This window comes from Staphylococcus nepalensis, assembly GCF_014635045.1.
GTDB lineage: Bacteria > Bacillota > Bacilli > Staphylococcales > Staphylococcaceae > Staphylococcus > Staphylococcus nepalensis.
Genome location: NZ_BMCF01000001.1, coordinates 109,181 through 133,433 on the forward strand (window position 1 = coordinate 109,181; position 24,253 = coordinate 133,433).

Consider the following 24,253-nt stretch of genomic DNA (forward strand, 5'->3'; position numbering starts at 1 on the left):
TTTTGGAAAAACTTTATAAATGTCGTCATTGTCACTTTTGTGATATAATGAATGTAATATGTAATCATTTGGGAGGTGACTTTCTAATGAATAAACGCGAAAGACAAAATAAACTGGTACAAGCAATACAGAACAATAAACAAATTACTGCTACTGAACTTGCAGCAAACTTAAATGTTTCGAAACGTACAATTTTAAGAGATATTCAAGATTTAGAAGATCAAGGTGTGAAAATTTTAGCAAAACACGGAAAATTAGGCGGTTATCAACTTCAAGAAACACCGAATAGTTATGAACTTGAATTAACTGAAAATCAGCTTACTGCTTTATTCTTGATTTTGAATGAAAGTCAATCTTACACAACGCTTCCTTACAAAGAAGAGATTAATGCTATCATTAAAAAGTGCTTAAATCTACCTTACACAAAGATGAGACGTGCACTTAAAAAGCTCGATCGCTATATTAAATTCGATCAGCAAACGCACACCGATTTACCACCTATTTTTTCAGAAGTTTTAATCTATTGTACAGAACGAAATGTGATGGCAATGGAATATAACACTAATGGCAATGTCGCTACTGAAAATGTGATATTTATTGGCTTATTATGCACAGATGGATTATGGAAAGCCGTCGTCTTTGAAATTGGTCTCGGTAAAACAAATGAAATACCTATTGTTGATATTCATGATATCTCTTACTCTTTTGAGAAAACGATTAAAACACAAGATATAACCATTAATAATTATCAACAATTTTTAAATCCCACTGAGTCCTAAACAACTCACTGGGATTTTTTTAAATCAAAAACTTATGTATATAAGGTAATTATAGTAAAGATAAATGAAATCAAATTATTCAACATATGAAGACTTACACTAGCAATAAGTTTACGACCTGATTTCAAATAAACATATACCATTGCAATAGCTAATATTAAATAACTCCCTATTTCAAACGGTGACTCTGCGCCAACCACATGCATCAATGAAAAAAGAATGGTTGATACAATACCCATAGCGATGAAATTAAATTTCTTACCTAATTCACCTATTAATAAATGTCTAAAGCATATTTCCTCAACTAATGGGGCACCAATAACTATTAATAAAAATGTAACTGGCAAAAATGCAGGCTTATCAAATAGCCCCATTAATTCTAACTCATTTTGTGTTTCACTAAACCCAATTCCATCCGGTAAGTATTGCATGATTGTATTATATATAGTGCTACAAACCATCATCGTTACTGTCACTATAATAAGAAATAAGTAATGATTTTTTACAAAGTTTATATTTTTGCGCAAATGATATTTAAAATCATTCATATGTAAAAAATAAAAGCTACACGCTGTCACTAAATAGGCAAGTAATTGCGCAATTACACTTATCTTTAATGCAATTTTTTCAGATAAATTGTCTATATACAAGAAACCAATCACTATACCAAGCAGTGAAAAAACGATCATACTTGCAATTAAAATGGCAAGCAATGAAAAATCTTTCCACACAATATCTTTAAAACGGTATTTCCTTCTTTCCAATTTTAATAGGCTCCCTTCAATTTCTAATCATTTTATATTGCTTATAATATCATCATTCATTATTTAATAAAAATGAGTTCATTACTTTAATATAAATAATTTTAGAAAGGATGTCTTTCATGTATAACTTAGAATATCATCAATTAGAAGAACGTATTCATAACTTACTTAATTTAATTGAAGTTTATAAATTTGCAATCGTAACTCAAAACCGAAAAAAAGCACAACATAAAATTGATATTGAACATTTTATTAGCCAAGAACTCTCCTCATTTTCAGATGTTTCAATGCAACGATTTTCACTCCCACACTATAATTACTACCAATTTCTTGTAAAACATAGCAATCATCCAATAGAAGAATTAACAATCGGCAACACAATTAAATACATTGAAGCCATCCAACGTCACCTATTAGATATACACAAAACGTTGAGCAACTTCTTGTAATAAAATTTCAAAAACTATGCCCTTTTCAAATTAAAATTGTAATACTTTTTCATGTATTGTAAAATGAAATCGATTACAGCAATATAGGAGTGATAACAATGCATGGCTTTTCTATTTACTTAGGACAACCCATTGATAAATCGTATATTACACGAATGATCTCTTTGGGATACACTACGATTTTCACATCTGTCCAAATTCCTGAGGAGGAGGATAAAACAAAATATCGCTATTTGGGAGAACTATTAGATTATTTATCAAACAATCATCTGACGTATATGATTGATATCAATCCTTCATTGCTGGATCACTCTTTTTATGAGTTTCTGCAAGCATATCAACATGCGCAGTTTATAATTCGTATTGACCACAGCACTTCTATTGAAGTCATTAATGATATCATCAATCATGGTTTTCAATGTTGCTTGAACGCAAGTATACTTTCCGAATCAATGCTACGACAACTGTATGAACAACTAGATGATTTTTCCTATTTATGTTATTGCCATAACTATTATCCACGCCCTGACACTGGTTTAGATGATCAATTTGTAAATAAGCAAAACATATTAATTCTTAAGTATAATCCAAACGCGACTATTTTTGGATTTATCGCAGGAACAACCGCTCGAGGCCCTCTTTTTAAAGGGTTACCTACAATTGAATCAACCCGAGATAAACACCCTGTAGAAAGTGCGCAACTACTATTAAATAATGCGACGACGCAAATTTTAATCGGTGACTCTAAACTAGATGAGACAACGGCGCAGCAATTAATCAGTATATTATGTCATAGACACTTTACTTTTACGTTAAATTTATCCGACTTACAAGCAACATCTATATTACAACAGCAACATACGGTCAGGCCTGATGCCCCTAATCTTGTTGTTAGGTCCCAAGAAGCACGTCATTATTGTACATTTGACATTAAACCTAACCAAACCATACACCGAAGAACTGGCAGCGTTACGTTAGATAATAAATTGAATCATCGCTACCAAGGTGAATTACAAATTATACGCACTGATTTACCTGCCCATCAGCATGTCAATGTTGTTGGTGAAATCATTGCATCAGAACATGCATTAATTCATTGCATGCAACCAAACGATACTTTTAACTTTATTCTTAAAACAAGGGAGCAAAATTGATGAGCGATTTAACAACCGAATCTAGAAATGACGCCACAATGCATTTAGATGAAATGACAATAAAAGAAATACTTGAAACAATGAATGACGAAGATCAAAAAGTGCCTCAAGAAATCAGAAAAAGTATTCCTAATTTAACTAAAGTTATTGAAATTACGACCCAGCAATTCAGAGCTGGCGGACGCATTATTTATATGGGTGCGGGCACTAGTGGCAGATTAGGTGTACTTGATGCTGCTGAATGTGTGCCAACTTTCAATACTTCTTCAGATGAAGTGATTGGGTTAATTGCAGGAGGACAAAAAGCAATGACTATGGCGGTCGAAGGCGCAGAAGATAGTGCGCCTTTAGCAGCAGAAGATTTACAACATATACATCTGAACGAGAAGGATGTCGTAATTGGTATAGCAGCAAGTGGGCATACGCCATACGTCATAGGCGGTTTACAATACGCGAATGACGTAGGCGCACACACTATTTCAATTGCTTGTAATACTGATGCAAAAATAAGTAAAGTAGCAAACAATTCAATTGAAGTGAATGTAGGCCCTGAAATATTAACTGGTTCTACGAGATTAAAATCAGGTACAGCACAAAAACTAATACTCAATATGATTTCCACTGTGACGATGGTCGGCGTAGGTAAAGTTTATGATAATCTTATGGTAGACGTAAAAGCTACAAATCAAAAACTAATCGACCGTTCTATTCGTATTATTCAAGATATCTGTGACATTTCACAACAACAGTCCCAACAATTGTATAAATCAGCAGATCAAAATCTAAAAATTGCTATTGTCATGCATATGTGTGACATCTCTAAAGTGGAAGCAACTAAGCGTTTAGAAGATAATAATCATATCATTAAACAAGCGATTAAAAATTAAACACTGATATATAGGAGGTTTGTCTGATGTCTAAAGAGCAAACACTTGCGGAAAATATCGTCGATGCAGTCGGTGGCCTAGACAATATGGATAATGTCATAAACTGTATGACGCGCGTTAGAATTAAAGTGATTGATGAAAATAAAATCGATTATGATAAATTAAAAGCTACTGAAGGCGTTATAGGTGTTGTGAAAGATGACCGTGTCCAAATCGTAGTTGGCCCCGGCACTGTTAATAAAGTAGCGTCACATATATCTGAAATAAGCGGTGTTCGTTTAGGTGAAACGATCCCCCACCACTCAAGAAATTATAAAGCTGAGACTGAAGCAAGGGCTAAAGAAAATAAAGAAGCTTTTCAAAGTAAGCAAAAACGAGGTAAATTCAATAAATTATTAAAGACAATTGCTAATATTTTTATACCTTTAATACCTGCGTTTATTGGTGCAGGATTAATTGGCGGTATTGGCGCAGTATTGAGTAACTTATTAGCAGCTAATGTTATATCTGGAGAATGGATAACACAACTTGTCACTGTCTTTAATGTAATTAAAGATGGTATGTTAGCTTATTTAGCAATATTTACTGGTATTAATGCGGCAAAAGAGTTTGGTGCGACACCAGGTTTAGGTGGTGTCATTGGAGGAACAACATTATTAACTGGTTTAACTGACGAGAATATGATTGTTAACATTTTCACTGGTGATCCTTTACAAGCAGGGCAAGGTGGGATTATTGGCGTCATCTTTGCTGTTTGGTTATTAAGTTTAGTTGAAAAGAGATTACATAAAATTGTGCCGAATGCAATCGATATTATTGTCACACCTACAATCACACTGTTTGTAATAGGTTTATTAACTATATTTATTATTATGCCTTTAGCAGGTTTCGTATCTGATGGTTTAGTATCTGTTGTCAATGGCGTTATAGATATCGGTGGTATCTTTAGCGGCTTTGTAATCGGTGCTTTCTTCCTACCATTAGTTATGTTAGGATTACATCATATATTTACCCCTATTCATATTGAGATGATTAATCAATCTGGTGCTACTTATTTACTACCTATTGCCGCGATGGCTGGCGCAGGACAAGTGGGCGCCGCATTAGCACTTTGGGTAAGATGCAAGAAAAATACTACACTAAGAAATGCGATTAAAGGTGCGCTTCCTGTAGGTTTCCTAGGCATTGGTGAACCTTTGATTTATGGGGTCACATTACCGCTTGGAAGACCATTCTTTACCGCGTGCATTGGTGGCGGCATCGGAGGAGCAGTAATTGGCGGCATCGGACATATTGGTGCCACTGCTATCGGGCCAAGTGGTATTTCGTTATTACCTTTGATTTCAGATCATATGTATTTAGGTTATATTGCTGGATTAATCGCTGCTTATATCGGTGGTTTCCTCTTCACCTTCTTCTTAGGTACAACAAAATCAATGAGAGAATCTGATAACTTAGGTGGTTAAACTATGACCAACGTACTTTATAAAATTGATAATATGTATGGAACTTTTACAAAAAGTGAAAAGAAAATTGCTGATTTTATTTTAAATGCACCACATCGTATTATAAACATGTCTGTTCAAGATCTTTCAAATGAAATCAATACAAGTACAGCTTCGATTGTGCGTTTTAGTAAAAAAATTACTGAAAAAGGGTTTCAAGAACTTAAAATAACAATTTCACGTTATTTGCCTGAAGATGCAATCAATAATAATTCGATGGAACTAATAGATCATGAATCTGTGGATGTTATTAAATCAAAAATGCTTGCAAGAGCCACAGATACGATGAGTTATGTTGCATCCCAAATTGAGCAGCACAACATAGACAATATATGTGACGCATTAAAACAGGCGCGTACGATATTCTTATTTGGATATGGTGCATCACTCGTAATCGTTACAGATTTATATCAAAAATTGTCTCGAATCGGACTAAATGTAAGGTTAATTCAAGAAACACATTTATTGATGACTACAATGGCTACACACGATGAACAAGATTGTGTTATTTTCGTAACGAATCAGGGTACTCACAGTGAAATGCAATCAATGGCCAAAGTCGCCACAGATTACAACATTCCCATTATTACCATATCAAGTTCTACTGATAACCCTGTGGCCAAAATTTCGGATTATATTTTAACTTATGGTCAAACAGATGAAAATGAACTTCGTATGGCTGCAACAACATCTTTATTTGCACAATTATTTACAGTAGATATCCTTTATTATCGATTTATTGCGTTAAATTATCAACGTTCTTTAGATTCCATTACACAATCTAAAATGGCACTTGATAATTATCGTAAGCATTTATCTAAAATTCAATTTAAGCATTGATGCATCACTTTTTAATCTATAATATTTCAAACAAAAAATGAGAGCAGGGCAGAAATCACAGTTTTCAAAAATGATTTCGTTGTCCCGCTCTAGCAAAGAAGATTATCAAAACAGTTAGGTTAAGCGAATTACATAAGCATGCGTTCATGTATAAGTGTTACTTTAGAAGCCGCACTTTATCCGCTACGCCTATATAATATAAGAGCTCGAGACATTATTGATGTCTCGGGCTCGTTTTTATGCGAATCTTTTATCCTTATATTTCAAAACGCTTTTGAAAGTTTATTAAAAATAATCAATGTTAATAATGTATTACACCGCTACTTCACATCGCTTTGAAAGATATCAAAAATATTTTTGGCATTATCTGTATTATCTATGTTACCTTTAAATTTCTCACTGCCAGGACCATAAGCATACGTATTTACATCCTCTCCAGTATGACCTGTAGTTGTCCATCCTGTATGTGATTTATCATTAATAGGTTTTTGTACTGCATCTTGAACTTTTTGCAATTGTGCTTCATATTTATCTTTGTCTTTTTTAAAGTCTTTCAGTTTCTTAGCTTCTTCTTTTATATCATCCATTTGATTTTTTGAAATCGCGAAACCATAGCCTTTATTAATCACTTTTTCGACGTTTTTACCTTTTTCAATTTCTTCAGTCATGTATTTACCAGAATGCTTCATTTTATGTATTGAATCTGGGTTCCATACATAATCTTCGCCTTTAGCAATAGACAGTCCACCTGTCGAATGATCTGCTGTCGCTACAACCAGTGTATCTGGATTATGCTTTGCGTAGTTCGTTGCATATTCAAATGCTTTTTCAAATCCTTCCATTTCCGACATCACACCTGTTATATCATTTGGATGGCCTGCTTTATCGATAGAAGCCCCTTCAACCATTAAGAAAAAGCCTTTATCATTTCCTTTTAATTTACTTATAGCATTATCTGTCATATCTACTAATGTAGGGTTTTTATCTGGTGCATCAATTTGCAAAGGCATATTATTATCTGCAAATAACCCTAAAATTTGCTTACTTTTTGAATTTTGCATTTCATTTTTATTAGTAACTACATCATATCCATCTTTTTTAAATTTATTTTTTAAGTTATCATTATCTTTACCAAAATACGCCGCGCCTCCGCCAAGTAATACATCAACTTTGTGTTCTCCATTAATTTTATCATTATAAAATTGTTTGGCGATTTCGTTCTTTTTATCTCGGCTATCTACATGTGAAGCATAAGCAGCTGGTGTAGCATCTGTGATTTCAGCTGTAGAAACTAAGCCAGTCGATTTTCCATTTTCTTTCGCTTGTTCTAAAACAGTTTTGACTTTATTTTTATCAGCATCTACGCCAATGGCCCCATTATAAGTTTTATGTCCAGAACTAAATGCAGTTGCGCCTGCAGCTGAATCTGTAACATTTTCTTTCGAATCATTTGGATTTGTACGTTGACTCCCTACGTGGTATTTATCAAACGCAGTTTGCTCCATTTCTTTCGTTTCTGGATTATCTGCAAAATAGCGATAAGCCGCATTATATGAAGGTCCCATACCATCACCGACTAAAAAGATGACATTTTTAGGGTTTTCTGTATTACCCGTATACACGACATCTGACGTTTTTTGAGCATCTTCTGATGTGCTTTTTTGGCCAGATGCATAAGTTGTTTGTACACTACCCAATGATCCGCCTGCAATCATTACACTTGCTACAGTTGCAGTAGCTAACTTATTTAATAATTTCATAAATGATTAACTCCTTCTGATATGTATTATGACCCTGCAAGTTAAGTGTAAATCAAGTGTTTTGAGTGAATGTATCGATTAGATTAATTTTTTGTAAATAAATTATTCATGATTTACAATTTTATATCCTGCTTTAAATCACTCTTTTTAGATAGCACATAACATGGACAAATAAAAAGGTTAGGATAGAAATCTAAATTTTAAAGGTATGCATTATTCTGTATGACCTTCACTGCCTAAATAACATTTAAGGCCGAGACATTATTTTGCCTCGACCTCATTATTTGTAGCTGCCATGTAATAACTTGAAAAACAGCTGAAAATGTTATTATAGTATGCAATTATCTTATTGCTTAAAGTTGCTTATCGTCACTTAATTTATGGTAGCCTTTCATATAGTAAAATAGTGTCATAAATCCTAAAAATACGATACCAATAATAACTGAAACTACTGTTTCTTTATTAAATAACATGCCGATGAGCACCATGATAAAGAAAGCCATCGTAATATAATTCGTTACTGCTCCACCAGGCATTTTAAACGGATGATCCTTTATCTCTTCAGGATGATTTTTTCTAAATCTTAAGTGACTGATTAAAATCATAAACCATGGCACCATACCTGGCAAAATAGATGCACTATATACATAAACAAAGATGCTGTCTGCACCTTTAATAAATAATGGTAAAATGACGTTTAATAATGCACCAATTAATATGCCAACTGCAATTGCAGTTACTGTCCAAACTGGAACACCATTTTTCATAACTTTACTAAAGCTTTTAGGTAGCATACCTCTTTGAGATAAGTTCAATGTCATACGACTAGCACTAAATATACCAGAATTACATCCTGACATTGCTGCAGTTAGTACGACAAAGTTAATAAGTCCTGCAGCAAATGTAATACCTACTTTTGCAAATGTCGCAACAAATGGACTTCCAATATTTCCTAATTCGTTCCAAGGGTATACAGTTACAATTACAAAGATAGCACCTATATAAAAAATTAATATACGCCAAATGACACCGTTAACCGCACTTTTAATATTCTTTTGTGGGTCTTTGGTTTCTCCTGCTGTAATACCAATTAATTCAACACCTTGATACGAACCAATTACAATTGAAAGGGCAAAGAAGAAACCAATCCAACCGTTAGGCATAAATCCACCATGAGCCCATAAGTTAGAAAGCCCAATAGCTTCTCCACCATTACCAATTCCAAAGAAAATCAATCCAAAACCAGCGATAATCATTAAGATAATTGTTACTACTTTAATCATGGCAAACCAAAATTCAAATTCTCCAAATGCTTTGACTGATACCATATTAGCTCCCGCTAATAAAAGTACTACAATAATACCTGGGATCCATTGAGGCAAATCAGGGAACCAATAATTCATATATTCTCCGACAGCAATTACCTCACTCATACCTACTACAACCCACTGGAAAATATTACTCCATGCTGTTAAATAGCCTGTAACTGGGTTTATGTAATCACTTGCAAAATTTGCGAAAGAACCAGAAGTTGGATGTAAATATACCATTTCTCCCATAGCTCTCATTACTAAAAATAAAAATAAGCCCGCAATTAAATATGCAAATATAACTGAAGGCCCAGTCCATTTAATCGTACTGGTCGCTCCCATAAAAAGACCTACACCAATCGTACCGCCAAGTGCAATCATTCTCATTTGACGTGCACCTAGTCCCCTTTGTAATTCATTAGTCTCATTCATCATTCAAACCCCATCTCATTCAAATATAAGTGAAAACAAATCACTTATTATGTCGCTATTATACTATAAATTCAAAAAATTTAAATAATTATTTTTGTTAATGTAAGCCCTTACATCAACGCTATCATTATAGTTTATTTAATAGTAAAAAGCAATGTCATTTTTGCTTCGATTTATACATCTGGGACCTTATACTTAAGTTTCGCCCTAACGCATCTTATAGTCAGTATATCACTGGTATAAAAAGTAGAAAGTGATACTTAGGTACAGCCACAAGTTCATATAATCTGCTTAACCTTAGTAACACTTATGCATGCGGCAAGCTTAAGTCATTCGTTTAAATGAATATCTCTTTGGTAGTGTGATTTACCTATATAAGGAGACTAAATCTCTTTTAGAAAAAGATGATTTTTGTCTCACTCCTCTATATCCTGTTATATAAAACCAAAAATGATTTGTGATTTATTTCACAAATACGTTATATCATAGTATACTATCTTTAATTAACGGAAAGTGAGGTTAAGGTTTTGAACGAGAAAAATATTAAATGGGATAAAGTTTTTTATGGTAAAGCATGGGTGCATCATGTGGTAGAAACAATTCGAGCCAAAGATATTTTACAAAGCTTTTATTTAAAACGATACTTATTGCGTGCGATTATGGCAGGGTTTATCTTAGGTGTCATCACAGTGTTTGTATTACTTATTAAAGCTGCCTTAACACCTAGTGTTTCTGTGGGTTTAACTAATTTAATAGCTGCTATTGCATTTAGCTTTGCATTAGTGCTCATACTTTTCACAAATTCTGAACTTTTAACTAGTAATTTTATGTATTTTACAGTCGGTCTCTATTATCGCGTTATCACCCCTATGCGTGTCTTGAAAATATTTATAATGTGCTTTATTGGCAATGCTTTAGGCGGATTTATATTCTTTTTATTAATTCGAGCTTCAGATGTTATGACACCTGCAATGATGCAACAGCTAGAAAGTACGATTGATTATAAGACATTATCCGCAGGTTTTATAGCAATTATGATTAAAGGTATTTTTGCTAATTTTTTTATTAATATTTCATTGGTCATCGCTATGCAAATTGATGATGTTTTAGCAAAAATGTTTGTCATGATGTTTGGTGTCTCCATTTTTGCATTTATGGGTTATGAACACGTCGTATATAATACAGTACTTTTTGCCGGTGGGATAGTTTATCAAAGTGACATTTTCTCAATTATTCCAGCTGCCATTAACCTGATTGGCGCTGGTATTGGTAATTACATAGGCGGCGGCTTAGTGATTGGTTTATTCTACGCTTATTTAAATGACCACCATCAATATCATGGAGATAAAAAGCATGCCAAATATTGAATATTATTTTGATTACATTGGTATAATTTACAATAGATGAAATTATAGTTACCTTACTTTATATGGTATAATGCTCAATAGATTTTATTAAAAAGGAGTTCAATATGAATAAACATCTATTGAAGCGAACAATCACAGTTGCAATTATCTTTGGTGTGTTGTTTTTCTTAATTAATTATTTTAGTAGTAATGATGCTTCTGCAGGCCCATTAATTTTAAGAAGTCTGCTTACCATAGTCGTATTTGGTATCTTGTATTATTTTATTTTTGCCATTGTGAACTCACCAGAACGAAAATATAAATTTGGAATCACGCTTCCTATCTCATTACTAATTGCAATTATTATTAGCGCCATGTTTTCTGCACTTAAAATAGGCATTATAGTTGGACTCATCATCGGTATAATAGCTGGTTATATTTGGGAATTTGCAGAAAAAAATAAAAATGGTGGTGATCAGTCATGAGTATTTTTATAGGTATTGTTGTTGTTGTTTTATTAATTGTAAGTCTAATCCCTAATTTAAAAGCTGTTAAAAAATCGAAAGCTACAGGCGAAAAGAATCCACGTTTTGCAATTATGGTAGGTATTGACGCTATTCTGCTTGTTTTAGTTGTTGTAACGCTTATATTTCAATTCTTAAAATAATACTTATCTTTAGGGAACACGATCGTTTCCTCTATTCATAGTTTATAATAAACCCCTGATCTGAACATTTTTTCATCCAAGTGTTCAAATCAGGGGTTTTAATTTATTAAAATTGATCTTGTAATACTAAATAATATAATACGAACGCGCCCAGTAAATAAATGAAGCTTCCAACCATAAACGATTTAAATTGAATTTTCAAAGGCACTTTTTTATTAAAAATAGGACCAAGCACTAAATTGCCGATAGCTAGAACAATAGGACCGCCTAAGAAAAATAAAATTAAATAACCATTCATATTTCATTAGCCTCTACTTTTTTCAAAATAGTTTTCGATAATTTCTGTGCCGGTTAAATCTTTACCAACATATGAAACGTGGCTAAAATCTTGTTGTTCTGTCATTTCGTTTGTATTCACAATCACATCTAATCCTGCATTTACAGCTGCAGTAGCACCATTGACTGAATCTTCTATTGCTAGGCAATTAACCGGATTATAATTTAATGTTTGAACCGCTGTTAAGTATAAATCAGGACTCGGTTTGATTTCTTCTACGTCCTCACGTCCAACTACTACATCGATATACGTATCTAATCCCAATCGGTCAAATGTCGGTTGAATATCATTTCTAAAACTACTTGTAGCAATAGCCATAGGAATATGACGCTTTTTACAGTATTCCATTAGTTGCTTAATATGCTTAACCATAGGTAAATTTGCACTTGTTTCATTATGTTCTTTATATATGGCTTCTTTGCGTGCTTTGCCAAGTTGTGCTTCTAAATGCTGGTGCAATGCTGAAGCAAGCCCACCAATTGATTGTCGATAAAAATCAAATGTCACTTCCTGTAAACCATAATAGTTTAAATGTTTATTTATAATCTCGAATAAATGTTTTTCTGTGTCTACCACTGTGCCGTCAAAATCAAATACAACCGCTCTATACATACATTTTCCTCCCAAAATATATAAGTTCATATTATTGTAAGTGTATCATATTTACTACTGTGTAAGGTCACGTTTTATATTATTGAAATCAAAAAAGAGAGTGAGACAGAAATCATTTTATAAAATGATTTCGTTATCCCACCCTGACAATGATAACTAAAAAAGAGGTCCACAGCTAAAGCGCCAGTATTAATCACTAATAGAATCAAGTAGATGAACGTGAGCTAAAACACATGCACAAACGTTGTTAATTATCATTCTAGCCATCTACTATCAATATCACATCCAGGGTTGAAACATGATTGACGTGCTAGAGTCACACTAAAATATGCAAAACGATAATTCAAAAATCATAACTTTAAGTTTGTCATCATTTCAAACATCCCATGCCGATTTCAAACCGTAAATGTAATATTGATTTATTTTAAATGATTACCTCTTTTTATAATACATATATTACAATTACTTATGTCAACATTGTGTTCACCTTTTATTCCAATATTTTGCAAGTATTGGACCTGTAATATTATGTATTAAGCTAAATACGGCCCCTGGCACCGCAGATAATGGGCTAAAATGTACCGTTGCAAGAGAAACCGCAAGACCAGAATTTTGCATACCTACTTCTATCGATACAGCTTTTTTATCTGGACGATCTAATTTCATAATTTTTGCCAATGTATAACCAAGCGTATAACCAACGATATTATGCAAGATAACAACAGCAAATATAAGCAAACCAGTTTCTAATATTTGCGTTTTACTCCCGCCAACCACTGATGCGAGTATTAATGAAATAGCTACCACTGATACAATTGGTAAAGCTGTCGCAGTTTTATCCGCGAATTTTTTAAATATTTTTTGAAGTATAAAGCCAATAATAATAGGTATTAAAATAACTTGAACAACTGACCAAAACATACTTAAAAATGAAACCTGTAGCCATTCATGCGCAAATAAATATATTAAAGCTGGCGTCAAAAATGGCGCTAACAATGTAGAAACACTCGTGATAGCCACTGATAGAGCAACATTCGCATTTGCCAAATAACTCATCACATTACTAGATGTTCCACCAGGACAACATCCGACTAAAATGACACCTATAGCTACTTCTGGTGGCAAATGAAATAATTTAGCAATTAAAAATGCAGTTAAAGGCATAATTGTATATTGAAGTACAACGCCTATAATCACTGAACGTGGTGCTTGGAATACGATTTTGAAATCTTTAGGGTCTATCGTTAACCCCATGCCTAACATTACAATTCCTAATAAATAAGGTACCCAACTACTTAAAGTAGCAAGTTGCATTGGGAATATAAACCCAATAATCGCTGCAATGAGCATCCATACCAAGAATGTGTTCGTTGCAAACTTACTCACTTTTGATAACATCTAGAAACACTTCCCTTTATGTATTAATAAAGAAAAATGTACCATACTTTAAAATCCTAAACAACAGAATTTTCAAAATATTCGCAATCTGATTATATAAAAATATAAAGAAAATGAACACTTCGTTCTAAAGACCTAGTGTCTTCTTCGAAAAAGAGTGGTACAATTTAATAGAATTTAAAACATGTATAATTTTTAAGGACAATAATATATTAGGTTTAATATGCACTTGTCACTTTACATAGATACGGAGGTATAATATGTTTTTAGATAAAACTGAAACGTTTGTGTTGAACATCAGTGGTTTGAATAAACGTGCCATTCGCAAAAATTTAATTAGACTTTGCAAGCAAATTCACTTTTGTGAATCATTTAAGTTTGCTATTTTCAAAAAAAATAATTTGTTTGCTTTAGAAGTTAATTTATCAAAGCAACAATTACCTTATTTAGTAAGTTTTCTCAGTTTCCATAATTATTTAATCTATCAAATACTAGAAAGTAACCACTCACATGAACTCATCGATCTAGATCATTTGTTATTATCATCTAAACGTTTCGAACTTGCTGTTGACGGCCTTCATGACGCATTCATTAAAGATAAAGTTATCGATATCATGAATTTAATCAATCAAAAAGAAACTATCGTTTATACCTTCAATCGTAATACCATCAATGTTTCTTGTTCACCTACCGTTTTCGCTAAATTAATCCATGCTATCGCTACACACAATATTGACATCTATAGTGCAACATACCAACCGCGGTTGATGCATAAAACTAGAATTTCTTAGAAGTAATTTAAACTTAATAATATAATATGCTAAACTACGACAGAAATCATACTCAAAGTAATTTATAAAGAGGCAGGATAGAAATCTCTAAAAAACAGTTTTTTATCCTACCTCTTTTTTTTATTCATTGATTTTCCTCAAACACCAACTTTTCAAATGCTTCTCTAATTTGTGGTACAGACATACCTACAACAACTTGCACATTTTTACCGCTTTTTACTAAGCCGTGTGCCATTTGCTTATAAGTAAAGTATTCACTATCTTCAACTTTCTCTACGTCTTTTACCGTTAATCTCAGCCGCGTTGTACAATTTGTAACATCTTTAATGTTTTCTTTACCACCCAATCCTTCTAGATAATAGATAGCTTTCCCTTCGAACTCATTGCCTATCTCTTTATTTTTAACATCATTTGTATCTCCTTTTTTACTTCTATAATCATTTTTACTATATAATTTCATATCCTTTTCTTCCTTTTTACGTCCTGGAAGTGGAATATCAAATTTTAATATTAAAAATCTAAACAAGAGGAAATAAATTGCAGTAAATCCTAGCCCGATAGCAACTTGAATCACATAAGTTAACCAATAGTTTTGCGCTAAAGGTATCCAGTTCGTTGCAAAGAAATCTAATAATCCGCCACCAAAATTTCCTACTAAACCAAACCCATACATTAATGTATCCATTGTGGCTGATAATAACGCATGTAATACAAATAAATACGGTGCAATAAATAAAAATGTAAATTCTAGTGGTTCAGTAATACCTACAACGGTAGCAGTTAATGTTGCTGGAATAAGTAATGCTGCGATTTTCTTTCTGTTTTCTTTCGGCGTAGTTGCATACATTGCTAAAGCGATACCTACTGAACCAAAGACTTTCCCATTACCTTGTAACATAAATCCATATGGGAATAATTCTTTTAAAGGTGTTTTGCTTTTAGCAAATGCATTCACATGTTCAAACCATTCTGCTTTTAAACCATGGTTTACAACTACTGGCCCCACTTCAATCGGAGCATAAATAAAATGATGTAAACCAGTGGGTATCAACACTCTTTCAAGGAAATGATACAACCAAACACCTATATAGCCAGACCCAATAATAAATCCTTGTAGAGAAGAGATGCCGCTTTGAACTGTCGGCCAAACGATACAAGTAATTAAAGCTACAGGTAACATTACAAAAAATGAAATTGTTACTACAAACGTTAAGCCTTGAAACACACCTAACATTTCAGGCAATTTTCTACTATAAAATCTATTATGTATCCATGTCACAATACTAGAAATAATAATACCACCTAAGATATTTGTATCTAAGGTTTCTATTCCTGCAATGGCTTTTAATCCTGTTACATTTTCTACACCCTTTTCTAAATTAGCTCCGAAAGTATGCGGCCATTGTGTAAGTATGGCGTTGATAAATGTATTAAACATTAAATAGCCCATTAAAGCTGCTAATGCAGCATGCCCTGGTGCTTTTTTAGCTAAAGATAAAGGTAATCCCACCACAAACACTACTTCCATATGATTAAATATTGTCCAACCACCAGATTCAATGACAGACCATATTTTGAACCATGTTGTTCCATCTTCTGCTATATTCCCCATAATAGAAGGATTTTTAAACAATGTTGCTAATCCAAGCACAATACCAAAGAATGCGAACATTAAAACAGGTACAATCATGGCGCTCCCGAATCTCTTTATTGCGTTCATGAAGAAACCCTCCTTTTTTAACTCTTTTATGCGTAACTAATCAATATTACAGATTGTTCTAAAATCGTTAGCATCAATTTATATCTTATATTAAAGTAAACGCTTACATTAAAACAATGGTTTGACGCTATTACGAACCATTTTGTACAATAAGATTATATTTTCACGACCTGAAAATTTTTTCAGAAAGCCTGAGGTGACTATTTTGCTTTTAGATGAACGTATTAATAATAACTTTAGTAAATTAAATGAAAATGACTTACAAATCGCTCATTTTATCAATACGCATATACCAGAGTGCAAATCAATGAAAATTCAAGAGCTAGCTACCTTCACCCATGCGTCAAACGCAAGTATCCATCGTTTCACTCGCAAGTTAGGGTTTGATGGATACAGTGACTTTAAATCTTACTTGAAATTCGAAACAGAACAAGTACATCAATTGTCCTCTGATTCGATGGATGCTTTCAAACAAGAAATAGAAAATACATTAACTTATTTAGAACGCGTCGACTATAATCTTGTTACTGATAAAATATACGAAGCAGAAACAATATATTTATATGGGACGGGTTTAGCCCAGATGAATGTAGCGAAAGAAGCACAAAGGATTTTATTAACGATACATAAAAATATTATTGTATTACATGATGTACATGAATTTAAAATGGTTTTAAATAAAGCTTCAGATAGCGATTTGTTCTTTATTATTTCGTTATCCGGAGAATCGATACAATTAACTGATATAACCAATTTACTACAACTACGCCAAAAATATTTTATTTCTATAACAACACTAAAAGATAACACGTTAGCCCAAAAAGCAAATTATAATATTTATGTATCTAGTAATACGTTTTACTTAACAGATGGAATCGACTATTCTAGTTTTATTAGTTACCATATCTTTTTCGAGACACTTTTACGTAAATTTAACGAACGTAAAGAGAAGAAACACCTTAATACTTAAAATTAAATTATAAAAAAAGACTTACAGCCGTTCCCTCAAAATGCCTGCAAGTCTTTTTATTTATACGTTTTTATTAATTAAATTGTAATGGCTACATACTTAAGCTTCTTCTTCATGTTCTTCTAAAGTAGTTTGGAGCTTATCAAATAGCATTTCAAAACCATGCGCAGTGGAATCATGGTATTCCTTTTTCTTTTGTTTGTACTCTAAAGATGTTAATCTGCGTTCTCTAGGTATATAAGCAGTATAACTAAATATCATTTGTGTAATACCTGGTTCTCTTTCAAATATCTCAATTTCAATTGTATCTTCAGAGTCACTCAACTCAGGCATGCCAATTGTCATAACAATATATGCATTAGTATCTAATGTAACATAGGAACCTCTTACTACATTTTCTTTACCTTTACGAACATCAACAATTTCATAACTACCATTTTGTTCAGCATTAACGTCTATAGATTTATTAGTTCGTTCTGTTGTCATAAACCATTGCTTTAGAAAACGTTGATCTGTCCACGCTTGATATACTAATTCAGGTTCAACTTTAAAAAGTCGTTCCAACTGAATCTCCACATATTCATTTTCTACATTATATCTACCCACGATTGTTCACCTACTTTCACTCTTCATACTATTCTAACTTATTATACTAGACTTCTAAACAATAATACCAAGAAATCTCACTATACTTTATTTTCACTATAAAACTGACAACTTATATATTTTATCGTTAATAGTCAGTAAACGTCAAAATTTTCACGCTTTTTATGTTTCGTATATGCGTTTCTTAGTATATTATCTCACAACTCATATGCTTATATAAGAAAAAGGGAGGGCCATCAGTCTCTGCTTAAATTTAAACCTGACGCCCCCCCATATTATTATTTATTTAATTTTGGTATTCTGAAGAAAATAGCAATCAATCCACAAACACCTAAAATGATAGGATAAATGGCATACGGTGCCAAAGCGATTGGTGAAATGGATGCAACACCGGCTGCAGCTATAACTTGTGGGCTATATGGTAATAACCCTTGAAAACAACTTGCAAATATATCTAAAATACTTGCAGACTTTCTAGAATCAATATCATATTCATCTGCTATATTCTTAGCTAATGGCCCCGCCATTAATATAGAAATAGTGTTATTTGCAGTTGAAATATCAGCAGCACTTACTAATCCTGCAATACCTAATTCTGCACCACGTTTAGATTTTACTCTATTACGCACAAAATTTAATAGCCACGTTATGCCACCATTATGTTGAATCAAGGCTACGAGGCCACCAATGAGTAATGCGATAATAGCGATATCTTCCATGCCAATAATCCCTTTAGATACAGAGCTAAGTAATCCTGACCAACTGAAAGAACCATCAACAAGCCCTATAATTGCAGACAAGACCGTGCCGCCAATCAACACAATAATAACGTTAATTCCTGCAAGTGCTAATATTAATACTAAAATGTATGGAATCACTTTAATAAAGTTATAATCATATGCTTTAGTAGCGTCTATTTGGGCACTATGTGTTAAAAACCAAAGCACAATCATTGTAAATATAGCACCAGGTAATACAATTTTGATATTCACTTTAAATTTGTCGCTCATTTTCGTCTTTTGAGTACGAACAGCAGCAATGGTTGTATCAGAAATCATAGATAAATTATCGCCGAACATCGCACCACCGACTACTGTAGCCATAGTTAATGCAGCAGATACATCTGTCGCTTGACTCAAACCAAAACCAACCGGTGCAATTGCTGCCACAGTACCAACAGAAGTGCCCATCGATAAAGAAACAAACATACATATAATAAATAAACCTACTATAATTAAATTTTCAGGAATAAACGACAGACCTAAATTAACAGTAGACGTAACACCACCCATATCTTCTGTCGTCTGAGAAAATGCACCTGCAAGCAAGAATATTAACATCATTAAAATAATGTTTGAGTGTCCTGCGCCTTTGGTAAATACATCTACCTTTTTTTGAAAAGTTTCTTTTCTATTCATTAATAAACCGATAATTGAAGCTACTACTATAGCTACATTTAAAGGCATAATTGAAAAGTCACCTGTAATAAGTCCTACACCTAAAAATATCCCAACAAATATAATTAAAGGTACAAGCGCCCATGCGTTCCCTTTTTTTGTCTCCGTCATACAAAACCAACTTTCTTTAGTAATTACTATGATAATAAATCTCATATTATTCTTTAATATATACCTACAATAAAAAAACTCTTTTCTTATAGAAGAAAAGAGTAAGTCATTACATCTTCATCTTATCTTCTAGCACATATTAGGCTACTGGAATTGGCACACGCGTCATCATGTTGCCGAAGTTTCAAAGGGCCAGTCCCTCCACTTCTCTTGATAAGTTATTTTATTCATTGTATTACAGTACACTATTAATAATACTTCGTCAATTGTATACTTTCAACATTAAAATAATATGTTTATTAGTCATTATTCAGTTGGTCTAACGATTGTGAATGTGTCTCCTATAGAAGCATAATCATTACCTGCTAAGCGACAGACTGCGTTTAGTGCTTCACTATCTATTTTACTATCTTCAAAATAGACATCTTCATCAATATGAAACATCACTACTTCACCAATAATTAAATCTGAACCTTCTTCTGTATCTCCTAACGGAATCAGCCTTTCAAGCTTACATTCCATACGGATCTTAGATTGTTCAATACCAGGGATAGGTATAAGTTCCGATTCAACAAGTGATAATTCTGTTCTTTCTAATTCATTGTCTTGTCGATTGATTGGTGCTGCTGTACGATTGACTTGTTCTACTGTTGTCTCATCCGTTATATGTACAACAAAGCTTCCCATTTCTTCGATATTCAGTGAGGTATCTTTTCGTTTACCACCGAAACGACCTGTTGAAATCATCACCATTGGCGGGGCGCTACTTACCACATTAAAGAAACTAAACGGCGCTGCATTTAAGTTACCGTCTCGATCTTGTGAAGTAACAAAAGCAATAGGTCTAGGTATAATACTCCCACTCAATAATTTATAATTTTGTTTTTTTGACAAATCACTTGTTTTTAAATGTTTCATAAAATTCGCCTTACCTTTCATAAATAAAAAACGGCTATAACAAAAGTGTATAGCTCGAGTAAGTATTTTAAAACTTTCTACACTTTGAAATAGCCATCTTGTCATTGAATTAATCTAATTGGGTGCCGCCTGTAACACCATAAACTTGGCCTGTTGTATAACTTGATTCTTCAGCAGCTAAATGGACGTAGACGCCTGATAATTCTACGGGTTGCCCCGCTCTGCCTAACACTTCTTTTTGTCCAAATGTTGGGATTTTTGATTGTGGTTGTCCACCCGAAATTTGAAGCGGTGACCAAAATGGCCCTGGCGCTACACAATTGACACGTATGCCTTTTGCACCAAGCTCTTCTGATAAACTTTTAGTCAATGAAATAATTGCTGCTTTTGAAGCCGCGTAATCATGTAAAATTGGACTTGGGTTATAACCTTGAACTGATGACGTTGTCGTAATAGTTGCCCCTGGCTCAAGGTAATCTATCGCCTTTTGGACAGTCCAAAATATAGGGTAAACATTCGTCTCAAACGTATCAGTAAAGGAAGCTGTATCAAATGCTTTGATACTATCTCTGTACTGCTGATGACCTGCTACGAGTGTAACATTATCTAAGCCGCCTAGCTGTGCATATGCTTGCTCAACTAAGTCATAATTAAATTGCTCATTACGAATATCTCCAGGAATCAAGACAGCTTTTCTACCCGCTTCTTCTATAACTTGTTGCACTTCTTCAGCATCCACTTGTTCAGCTGGAAGATAATTAATCGCAACATCAGCGCCTTCTTTAGCATAAGCAATAGCTGCTGCTCTTCCAATAGCTGAATCTCCACCTGTCACTAATATCTTGTAATTTTTCAATCTGCCGTGACCAGTATAAGATGTTTCGCCACAATCTGGTTTTGGATTCAATTCTTTTTGTAAACCAGGAATCGGTTGCTCTTGTTGAGGAAAATCTGCATTTGAGTATTTCGTTCTAGGATCTTGCGCTGCCATTTATAACACTCCTTAAAAGATAATGATTATAAATATGCTTTACCCAAGTTTAACAGTATTTAACACATATTTTTAAATCTAAGACTCATTCAATAATTTTTGAACAAAGGTCACAAAATAATCAGGTACTTTTTCTAAAATACGTTCATCTGGATCATATTTTGGATGATGTAAGTCATACGCACTATTTGAGCCAATAAACACAAACACACTTGGATATTGACTTGAAAAACCTGAGAAATCTTCGCCAATTGTTAATGGTTGTTCCATCAGATTCACGTTATAACCAACCTGTTTTGCAACATTCACTGCGTCATCAGTTAACTTTTCGTCATTCATCACAGCACCTGGTAATCGGAAGTATGTGGTCTCAATTTCAACGCCAAATACTTCAGACAGCCCTTTACCAATAGCGCTTAAACGCTGTTCAATAAATGAACGCACTTGCTCATCAAAACTACGCACTGTTCCTTGTACATAAGCTTGATCTGCAATCACATTCCACGTATTACCACAAGAAACTTCGCCAATTGTAACAACTGCATTATCAAACGCGGATAAATTCCTACTCACAATTGTTTGAACGCTATTGATTAACTGTCCTAAAACAATGATTGGATCATTTCCTTGTTCAGGTTTGGCAGCATGTGCGCCTTTACCTTTAATCTTAAATTCGAAACGATCGACAGATGATGTCACTGCACCAGGTTTCACCGCAAAGTCTCCAATGTTTAAAGTCGGATAATTATGGTAGCCAAGTACTGCTTTCACACCATCAAGCGCCCCCGTTTCTGCTAATTTCACAGCGCCATGTCCTAATTCTTCAGCAGGTTGGAAGATAAAACGAACGCGTCCTTTTAATTGATCTTCTATCTCTTTTAATCTTGTTGCTACAGCTAAAATACTCGCCATATGAATGTCATGACCACAAGCATGCATAATACCTTCATTCGTGGAGGTGAACTCATGCATAACTTCTTCATTAATTGGTAAAGCATCTATATCGGACCTCACTGCTACAAATGTATCTCCTTGGCCAACTTCAGCGATTAAGCCTGTTTCCAAAGGTAGATCTAATATTTTTATTTCATAAGATTCTAAAATACGTTTCAATCTCTTAGTCGTTTCGTACTCATTATCTGACAGTTCTGGGAACTGATGAAATGTGCGTCTCCATTTTACGTAATCTTCATATTGTGGCATTATGCGTCACGTCCTTTCTTGTTTTTAAATCGGTTATATAAATAATACAGTAGTGTTACAATGACAACACCTATGGCTAAATTATTTGAAATTAAAATAAATACCATCGTTAACAACACCATCAAGCCATGTACTAGCGGTGCTTTTTTTATAAAAGGTAGCGTGCGTCGATCAAAAGTATTTAATGAAATTGTAATCAGTACCGTAGCTAATACTGCCATGGGGATATGTCCAATAATTTCGCCGAAAACAAATAAACTTACCAATAAAAAGCTACCGGTAATCAAAGTAGACATCCTAGAATTTGCGCCCATGGTTACATTAAATCGAGATTGTCCGACAAGTGCACTACCTCCATAACCGCCAAACAAACCAACTATAAAATTGGCGATACCTTGGCCTATGGTTTCTTTATTTTTATCACTAGGCGTATCTGTAACTCCGTCCATAATACGTGCAGTTAATGTATTTTGGACGATAGCTACAACAGCCATCATTAAACCGTATAGCATGCTTATTAAAATAAAACTCATGTCGAATATTTCATGTGGAATCTCCGGCATTGGTATCTTACTATGTATTGGCGTTAAATCATATACATATTCGATATTGGGGTTTAGTAGCCAAGCAAATACGGTTAAAACAATAATGGCTATTAAAGGGGCAGGTATCAGCCTAATATATTGGTTACCCAACCAAATCATCATAAAAGAGATCAGCGCAACTATATAGGTTGCTAATGAAATACCTAAAATATGCTCTAATTGTGAAGTAAATATTAATATACCTAAGGCATTCATAAATCCTATAGTCACACCCGTGGGTATAAAATTTAGCAACTTATTAATATGACACATACCACATATCATTTGAATCATTCCCATAAATAATGTTGCTAAAATAACTGCTTGCATACCATGACTTGCTGCTAAAGGCGCCACTACTAAAGAAACACCGCTACTTGGAGCTGAAACCATTAATGTTCTATTACCAGTAATACTGATCACAAGCATCATTAACCCAGTACTCAACATCCCAATAGTAGGATTTACGCCTGCTATAAAAGAAAATGCGATTGCGCCAGGAAGCAACGCCAGTCCAAGTAAAATGCCTGTCAGCATATTTTGAATGATATTACCTTTCCATTGGTCAATATATCCAATTTTAGTCACGACTCAAGTCACCCCCAACCCCTTTAATGACTATAATATCATAATTGTCAAAATATTTTTTCAATTTAATTTCT

Annotated in this window: 24 protein-coding genes and 1 riboswitch; of the genes, 11 read left to right on the plus strand and 13 right to left on the minus strand. The window is 33.6% G+C overall.

The annotated features are described in order from the left end of the window. Window positions 1–86 precede the first annotated feature (86 nt). A complete protein-coding gene (locus tag IEU88_RS00615) occupies window positions 87–779 on the plus strand; it encodes a helix-turn-helix transcriptional regulator (RefSeq protein WP_103372790.1) in 693 nt (230 codons plus the stop codon). A 32-nt stretch (window positions 780–811) separates the two neighbouring features. Here IEU88_RS00615 and IEU88_RS00620 read toward each other — a convergent pair whose 3' ends face one another. Next, window positions 812–1,543, minus strand: a complete 732-nt coding sequence (locus IEU88_RS00620) for a CPBP family intramembrane glutamic endopeptidase (RefSeq protein ID WP_096808618.1) — start codon at window positions 1,541–1,543, stop codon at window positions 812–814. A 119-nt stretch (window positions 1,544–1,662) separates the two neighbouring features. Here IEU88_RS00620 and IEU88_RS00625 point away from each other — a divergent pair, with 119 nt between their 5' ends. The 5 genes from IEU88_RS00625 to IEU88_RS00645 all read left to right on the plus strand — a co-directional run bounded on the left by IEU88_RS00625 (window position 1,663) and on the right by IEU88_RS00645 (window position 6,378). Further along, complete coding sequence (locus IEU88_RS00625) at window positions 1,663–1,992, plus strand: hypothetical protein (protein ID WP_096808617.1); 330 nt, start codon at window positions 1,663–1,665, stop codon at window positions 1,990–1,992. A gap of 98 nt (window positions 1,993–2,090) precedes the next feature. Beyond that, window positions 2,091–3,146, plus strand: coding sequence for a MupG family TIM beta-alpha barrel fold protein (locus tag IEU88_RS00630; protein ID WP_103372789.1), 1,056 nt, complete (start codon window positions 2,091–2,093; stop codon window positions 3,144–3,146). Continuing rightward, a complete protein-coding gene (gene murQ, locus IEU88_RS00635) occupies window positions 3,146–4,033 on the plus strand; it encodes an N-acetylmuramic acid 6-phosphate etherase (RefSeq protein WP_103372788.1) in 888 nt (295 codons plus the stop codon). The genes IEU88_RS00630 and murQ overlap by 1 nt, the downstream gene beginning before the upstream one ends. A 26-nt stretch (window positions 4,034–4,059) precedes the next feature. Beyond that, the gene (locus IEU88_RS00640; protein ID WP_096808614.1) at window positions 4,060–5,499 is read left to right on the plus strand and encodes a PTS transporter subunit EIIC; all 1,440 of its coding nucleotides are present in this window, start codon (window positions 4,060–4,062) and stop codon (window positions 5,497–5,499) included. A 3-nt stretch (window positions 5,500–5,502) separates the two neighbouring features. After that, on the plus strand, window positions 5,503–6,378 hold the full coding sequence (locus IEU88_RS00645; protein ID WP_096808613.1) for a MurR/RpiR family transcriptional regulator: 876 nt from the start codon (window positions 5,503–5,505) through the stop codon (window positions 6,376–6,378). A gap of 320 nt (window positions 6,379–6,698) precedes the next feature. Here the strand turns inward: IEU88_RS00645 and IEU88_RS00650 are convergent, their stop codons facing one another. Together IEU88_RS00650 and IEU88_RS00655 are read right to left on the minus strand one after the other, a co-directional pair. Beyond that, on the minus strand, window positions 6,699–8,138 hold the full coding sequence (locus IEU88_RS00650; RefSeq protein ID WP_103372787.1) for an alkaline phosphatase: 1,440 nt from the start codon (window positions 8,136–8,138) through the stop codon (window positions 6,699–6,701). A gap of 353 nt (window positions 8,139–8,491) precedes the next feature. Next, a complete protein-coding gene (locus IEU88_RS00655) occupies window positions 8,492–9,880 on the minus strand; it encodes an amino acid permease (protein WP_096808611.1) in 1,389 nt (462 codons plus the stop codon). A 527-nt stretch (window positions 9,881–10,407) separates the two neighbouring features. Between IEU88_RS00655 and IEU88_RS00660 the strand changes: the two genes are divergently transcribed. The 3 genes from IEU88_RS00660 (at window position 10,408) to IEU88_RS00670 (ending at window position 11,893) form a co-directional block, all read left to right on the plus strand. Continuing rightward, entirely contained in the window at window positions 10,408–11,247 is an 840-nt protein-coding gene (locus IEU88_RS00660) for a formate/nitrite transporter family protein (protein ID WP_103372786.1), read from the plus strand. A 104-nt stretch (window positions 11,248–11,351) separates the two neighbouring features. After that, on the plus strand, window positions 11,352–11,711 hold the full coding sequence (locus IEU88_RS00665; RefSeq protein ID WP_103372785.1) for a hypothetical protein: 360 nt from the start codon (window positions 11,352–11,354) through the stop codon (window positions 11,709–11,711). Then, the gene (locus IEU88_RS00670; protein WP_096808608.1) at window positions 11,708–11,893 is read left to right on the plus strand and encodes a hypothetical protein; all 186 of its coding nucleotides are present in this window, start codon (window positions 11,708–11,710) and stop codon (window positions 11,891–11,893) included. The genes IEU88_RS00665 and IEU88_RS00670 overlap by 4 nt, the downstream gene beginning before the upstream one ends. Before the next feature lie 106 nt (window positions 11,894–11,999). Here IEU88_RS00670 and IEU88_RS00675 read toward each other — a convergent pair whose 3' ends face one another. The 3 genes from IEU88_RS00675 to IEU88_RS00685 all read right to left on the minus strand — a co-directional run bounded on the left by IEU88_RS00675 (window position 12,000) and on the right by IEU88_RS00685 (window position 14,240). Beyond that, entirely contained in the window at window positions 12,000–12,191 is a 192-nt protein-coding gene (locus IEU88_RS00675) for a hypothetical protein (RefSeq protein WP_096808607.1), read from the minus strand. 6 nt (window positions 12,192–12,197) lie between these two features. Further along, window positions 12,198–12,842 carry an HAD family hydrolase gene (locus IEU88_RS00680; RefSeq protein ID WP_103372784.1) on the minus strand — a complete coding sequence of 215 codons (645 nt, stop codon included), beginning with the start codon at window positions 12,840–12,842 and terminating at the stop codon, window positions 12,198–12,200. A gap of 483 nt (window positions 12,843–13,325) precedes the next feature. Continuing rightward, window positions 13,326–14,240, minus strand: a complete 915-nt coding sequence (locus IEU88_RS00685) for a bile acid:sodium symporter family protein (protein WP_096808605.1) — start codon at window positions 14,238–14,240, stop codon at window positions 13,326–13,328. Between the two features lie 260 nt (window positions 14,241–14,500). On the opposite strand from IEU88_RS00685, the gene IEU88_RS00690 reads away from it, so the two are divergent. Continuing rightward, on the plus strand, window positions 14,501–15,031 hold the full coding sequence (locus IEU88_RS00690; RefSeq protein WP_096808604.1) for a hypothetical protein: 531 nt from the start codon (window positions 14,501–14,503) through the stop codon (window positions 15,029–15,031). A gap of 124 nt (window positions 15,032–15,155) precedes the next feature. On the opposite strand, the gene IEU88_RS00695 is transcribed toward IEU88_RS00690, so the two are convergent. Beyond that, window positions 15,156–16,751 (minus strand): alpha-glucoside-specific PTS transporter subunit IIBC, encoded by a 1,596-nt coding sequence (locus tag IEU88_RS00695; RefSeq protein WP_103372783.1) that lies wholly within the window; start codon window positions 16,749–16,751, stop codon window positions 15,156–15,158. A 205-nt stretch (window positions 16,752–16,956) separates the two neighbouring features. On the opposite strand from IEU88_RS00695, the gene IEU88_RS00700 reads away from it, so the two are divergent. Further along, window positions 16,957–17,721: a MurR/RpiR family transcriptional regulator gene (locus tag IEU88_RS00700; protein ID WP_103372782.1), complete on the plus strand. Its 765-nt coding sequence runs from the start codon at window positions 16,957–16,959 to the stop codon at window positions 17,719–17,721. A gap of 99 nt (window positions 17,722–17,820) precedes the next feature. On the opposite strand, the gene IEU88_RS00705 is transcribed toward IEU88_RS00700, so the two are convergent. From IEU88_RS00705 to IEU88_RS00730, 6 genes are all read right to left on the minus strand, one after another. Next, a complete protein-coding gene (locus IEU88_RS00705) occupies window positions 17,821–18,327 on the minus strand; it encodes an SRPBCC family protein (RefSeq protein WP_103372781.1) in 507 nt (168 codons plus the stop codon). A 278-nt stretch (window positions 18,328–18,605) separates the two neighbouring features. Then, on the minus strand, window positions 18,606–19,895 hold the full coding sequence (locus IEU88_RS00710; protein ID WP_096811198.1) for a Na+/H+ antiporter NhaC family protein: 1,290 nt from the start codon (window positions 19,893–19,895) through the stop codon (window positions 18,606–18,608). A gap of 119 nt (window positions 19,896–20,014) precedes the next feature. Next, a riboswitch (SAM riboswitch) is annotated at window positions 20,015–20,115 on the minus strand. 86 nt (window positions 20,116–20,201) lie between these two features. Continuing rightward, a complete protein-coding gene (locus tag IEU88_RS00715; RefSeq protein ID WP_103372780.1) occupies window positions 20,202–20,813 on the minus strand; it encodes a flavin reductase family protein in 612 nt (203 codons plus the stop codon). A gap of 109 nt (window positions 20,814–20,922) precedes the next feature. Then, the gene (locus IEU88_RS00720; protein WP_103372779.1) at window positions 20,923–21,804 is read right to left on the minus strand and encodes an SDR family oxidoreductase; all 882 of its coding nucleotides are present in this window, start codon (window positions 21,802–21,804) and stop codon (window positions 20,923–20,925) included. A 78-nt stretch (window positions 21,805–21,882) separates the two neighbouring features. Beyond that, entirely contained in the window at window positions 21,883–23,007 is a 1,125-nt protein-coding gene (locus tag IEU88_RS00725) for an amidohydrolase (RefSeq protein WP_096808598.1), read from the minus strand. Beyond that, a complete protein-coding gene (locus IEU88_RS00730; RefSeq protein WP_170006847.1) occupies window positions 23,007–24,128 on the minus strand; it encodes a SulP family inorganic anion transporter in 1,122 nt (373 codons plus the stop codon). Before IEU88_RS00730 ends, IEU88_RS00725 begins: the two co-directional genes overlap by 1 nt. Window positions 24,129–24,253 lie beyond the last annotated feature (125 nt).